At 65.5% G+C, this 3,601-nt stretch carries 4 protein-coding genes; 3 read left to right on the top strand and 1 reads right to left on the bottom strand.

Translation table 11 applies throughout. The features are described 5' to 3' along the window. Nucleotides 1–123: 123 nt before the first annotated feature. On the bottom strand, nt 124–1,230 hold the full coding sequence (locus tag F8271_RS30520) for a site-specific integrase (protein WP_151493254.1): 1,107 nt from the start codon (nt 1,228–1,230) through the stop codon (nt 124–126). Nucleotides 1,231–1,409: 179 nt separating this feature from the next. Here F8271_RS30520 and F8271_RS30515 point away from each other — a divergent pair, with 179 nt between their 5' ends. From F8271_RS30515 to F8271_RS30505, 3 genes are all read left to right on the top strand, one after another. Further along, nucleotides 1,410–2,276 carry a winged helix-turn-helix domain-containing protein gene (locus F8271_RS30515; protein WP_151493253.1) on the top strand — a complete coding sequence of 289 codons (867 nt, stop codon included), beginning with the start codon at nt 1,410–1,412 and terminating at the stop codon, nt 2,274–2,276. Next, on the top strand, nt 2,273–2,968 hold the full coding sequence (locus tag F8271_RS30510; protein WP_151493252.1) for an HAD family hydrolase: 696 nt from the start codon (nt 2,273–2,275) through the stop codon (nt 2,966–2,968). Before F8271_RS30515 ends, F8271_RS30510 begins: the two co-directional genes overlap by 4 nt. A 228-nt stretch (nt 2,969–3,196) precedes the next feature. Then, on the top strand, nt 3,197–3,391 hold the full coding sequence (locus tag F8271_RS30505; protein ID WP_151493251.1) for a hypothetical protein: 195 nt from the start codon (nt 3,197–3,199) through the stop codon (nt 3,389–3,391). The last annotated feature ends 210 nt before the right edge of the window (nt 3,392–3,601 follow it).

Below are 3,601 nucleotides of genomic sequence, written 5' to 3'. Positions count from 1 at the left end.
CTGCACCCCGACCGATTCAAGAAACGAGCCATCCATCAACTCGAAGCCATGGGATACCGCGTCACCCTGGAGAACGCGTCGTGAAGCGAACCAACCGCCTCTGACGCGAAGGGAATCTTCGCGTCAGGAGGTTGGTGCCTCGCCTTGGGGCACACCGGGGGCACAGCCCCACGCCTCATCGACGGCGCGGCGAGTGCGCTCCTCCGAGTCCGGCATCAGGTGACCGTAGGTCGACAGAACCAGCGTCGCGTTTTCGTGCCCCAGCCGTTCGGCCACGGCGATGACCGACTCGCCCTGCATCAGCAGTACCGAGGCGTAGTGGTGACGTAGGTCGTGGGTCGTGGTGCTTTGCGGCAAACCGGCCTTTCGGACCGCTGCTCCGAAGATGATGGTGCCGTAGTAGTCGTGGCGATACGGGCCGGCGAAACGCGTCGTAAAGAGGGTGCCGTCATCGGCCGGCGGGAAGTCGGCCATGTGCGCTCGCAGGGCATCGGCGACGATTTGGGGCAGCGGCACCGTACGACGGGACCGGGGCGTCTTGGGCTCCGATCGCACCTTGGACTGTGGCGCGAACTGCCACTCGATCCGCACCAGGCGCGCGGCGAAGTCGACATCCTGCACGCGCAGCGCGAGCAGCTCGCCGAGGCGCAGACCCAAGCCGGCCTGGGTGACGACCATCGCGCGGTTGCGGGCAGGCATGGCGTCGGCGAGCGTGCGCACCTGGTCGACGGTGAGCGGCACGATTCGCTCCCGGTGGGCTGACGGCAGGCTGACCCGGACCACGGGGGAGCGGCCCACGAGCCGATCCAGCACCGCCGCCGCGTAGATCGAGCGCAGCAGTCCAACGAGGTTACGCAAGGTTGACGGGGCCAGCACCTTGCCACGATCGGCCGCCCACGCCTGTACCTCAGAGGGCACAACGGCCGCCAGACGACGGGAGCCGAGGGGAGTCGCGGCGATGTGCGTCTCGATCAGGCTGGCGACCCGCCGCGCGGTAGTCGGACGGTGGACGCGGCCGGCGGCCCAACGACGGGCGTACTCGACGACGGTCGTCTTGTCGGACGGATCGACGTACTGACCGCGTACGATGTCGGCCTCGACCTGGGTGAGAAAGCGGTCAGCATCGACCTTGCGGGTGAAGGAACGCTTGCGCTGCCGCCGCGCGTCGTCACGCCAACGGGCAAGATAGCTGACCTTGCCATCACGATTTCGCTTCTCGACGCTACCCATCTCAGGCCGCCTGCCCTCTTGATGGACACCTAGCCAAAGCCGTCTTCGCCCCGCCTGACCGAGCTTGTCGTTCCTGGCTAGTCAGGTGAAGTGGGACCACGGTAGCCCGCCCTGGCTAGCCAAGTCAAGGCGGCGCGGCGAACTTTCCCAACTTGGCTAGTCAGCGATACCGTAGGGGGGTGACTGAGAACCTTGACTTCCTGGGCAAGCTAGACCCAGACGATCCGAAACAGGCATCGCAGCAGATCGCCAACAAGCTGCGGGCGGCCATCCTCACACGGCGGCTTGCCCCTGGTGACAAGCTGCCGTCACAGCCCGAGCTATCCACTCGTTATGGCGTGGCACGAGAAACGATCAAGCGAGCCTTGGACCTCCTTCGGGCAGAGCGGCTGATCGTGTCCCGGCAGGGCAGCGGTGCGTTCGTTCGGGCGCGGACACAGCGAGCGGTCGAGCTGCGTCCGCACATCGAAGCCGCTTTCGATCGGTCTCACGTCACGATCGACTTCGCCGGATTCTCCGGGGAGACACTGCGAGACGCGCTCGCCGAGACCCTCGACAAGGTGCGCGTGGGTCGGCTCGCCCCGGAGACCATCGCCGTGCGGGTTCTGATTTCCGACATGACCGTGCCAATGGCGCTGCCCTCGCGGGCCGAGACACAGGCTGACGATCCAGCGGTGCGCGAACGCGCGGAGCGGATCACCCGCCGCGCGGCGGACGGCATCATAGATCAGGTCACTGAGCTGGGTGACCTCGGTCTGATCCGATCGGCCACGATCGAGGTCCGAACGCATCGGGCATCCCCGTTGTTCAAGCTCTACATCCTCAACGGCGAAGAGGCTTTTTACGGCTTCTATCCGGTCGTAGAACGCACCGTCTCGGTCAAGGGTGAGCCAATGGCAATCTACGACCTGATGGGTAAGGACGTGCCGCTGTTCCACTACGCGGTGACCGACGACGACACCTCACACGGCACACAGTTCGTGGAAGCCTCCCGCCAGTGGTTTGACTCGGTGTGGTCGACCATCGCTTATCGGTACGACGGATGAACGCCGACCTTGGCCAACTGCTTGCCGAGGTTGGCGCGGTGCTACTCGACTTCGACGGCCCGGTGTGCAGCATCTTCGCCGGATACCCAGCGCCGCAAGTTGCCGCTGAGCTGGTCGACGTGCTGCGGCGAAACGGCATCGACGTGCCGCCGGACCTCGCCAGCGAGCCAGACCCGCTTGAGGTGCTACGTCGAACCGGCACTACCAGCGACCATAGCGCCATGCGGGCAGTAGAGGACGCGCTCTGCGCCGCTGAGCGTCTGGCCGTCGAGACTGCCGAACCGACGCCGTACGGCCGGGAGGTCATTGTGGCGGCCCGACAGGCCGGCATGCCGGTGGCGGTGGTCAGCAATAACTCTGCCGGTGCGGTGACCGCTTACCTGGCATCGCACCGTCTTGCCATGCACGTCTCGCCAGTCGTCGGCCGGGCATACGCCGACCCAGGTCGCATGAAGCCCAACCCGGCTCCGATCCGGCAAGCCGCGCGCGCGGTGGGCGAGTCGCCAGGCCGATGTGTACTAATCGGCGACTCGCTCGCGGACATTGACGGGGCGCGTGCGGCCGGGACGCTGGTGGTCGGGTATGCAAACCGGCCGGCCAAGGTCGACAGGTTTTTAGCAGCCGGAGCGGATGTGGTGGTCACCAGCATGCGAGAGATCGCTGACGTACTGGTCGAACGACCGAGCACCTGAGGCCGGGGCAATGCCTCGCCGTAGCTAAACGGTAACGAATAGGAGAGCCCGGAATGACCACCCCGAGAGAGCGGGACGAGTTCGAGCGGATGAGGCTTGCTGCTCAGATTGAGCGAGCTCGTGCCTTCATCGAGCAATACGAGGAGCACCAGGAGTTTTACCGGCGGCAAGTCGAGGACAGCCGGTACGAGCTTGGTAGGCTCGATGAGCGGCTAGGAGGTTCGGACCATGACCGTTGATCAGCACATGCAGGCGCTTCGCGACCTGTTGCGCTCTGACCATGAGGCGTGGATCGCCGAGATTCAGAGCTGGGCCGACGAGGCAGAAGCTGCCGGCGACGTAGAGCGGCACCGACGTCATGCTGAGCACGTAGCACGGCTCAAGGCCATGCGCTATCCGTGGGAGCAGTCGCGCGCTGCATAGCCGAGCCCGCTGTGGCCGGAGCGTAGTGTGTTCAGACTTTCTTTACTTGGTCAAGGGCGGGCCCACGGCCGTTTCATGATCACGATGTGAGGCCGAGGATGGTGAATGGCCTGGTCATGTTGCGGGCTGCCCAGCGGGTGGCTTCGGTGATGTCGGGTCGGCCGGCCAGGCGTAGGGCGTTGATGGCGAGGTTGCGTAGCGAGGCCAGGA

This window comes from Micromonospora sp. ALFpr18c (assembly GCF_008868155.1).
In the GTDB taxonomy this organism is placed as follows: domain Bacteria; phylum Actinomycetota; class Actinomycetes; order Mycobacteriales; family Micromonosporaceae; genus Micromonospora.
Note: the sequence above shows the minus strand (reverse complement) of the source record. Positions and strands in the feature narration are given on the sequence as shown.

Bases quoted from the DNA above. Each gene is read 5' to 3' on its own strand.
- F8271_RS30505 (WP_151493251.1), top strand. From the start codon at position 3,197: ATGACCGTTGATCAGCACATGCAGGCGCTTCGCGACCTGTTGCGCTCT.
- F8271_RS30510 (WP_151493252.1), top strand. From the start codon at position 2,273: ATGAACGCCGACCTTGGCCAACTGCTTGCCGAGGTTGGCGCGGTGCTA.
- F8271_RS30520 (WP_151493254.1), bottom strand. From the start codon at position 1,230: ATGGGTAGCGTCGAGAAGCGAAATCGTGATGGCAAGGTCAGCTATCTT.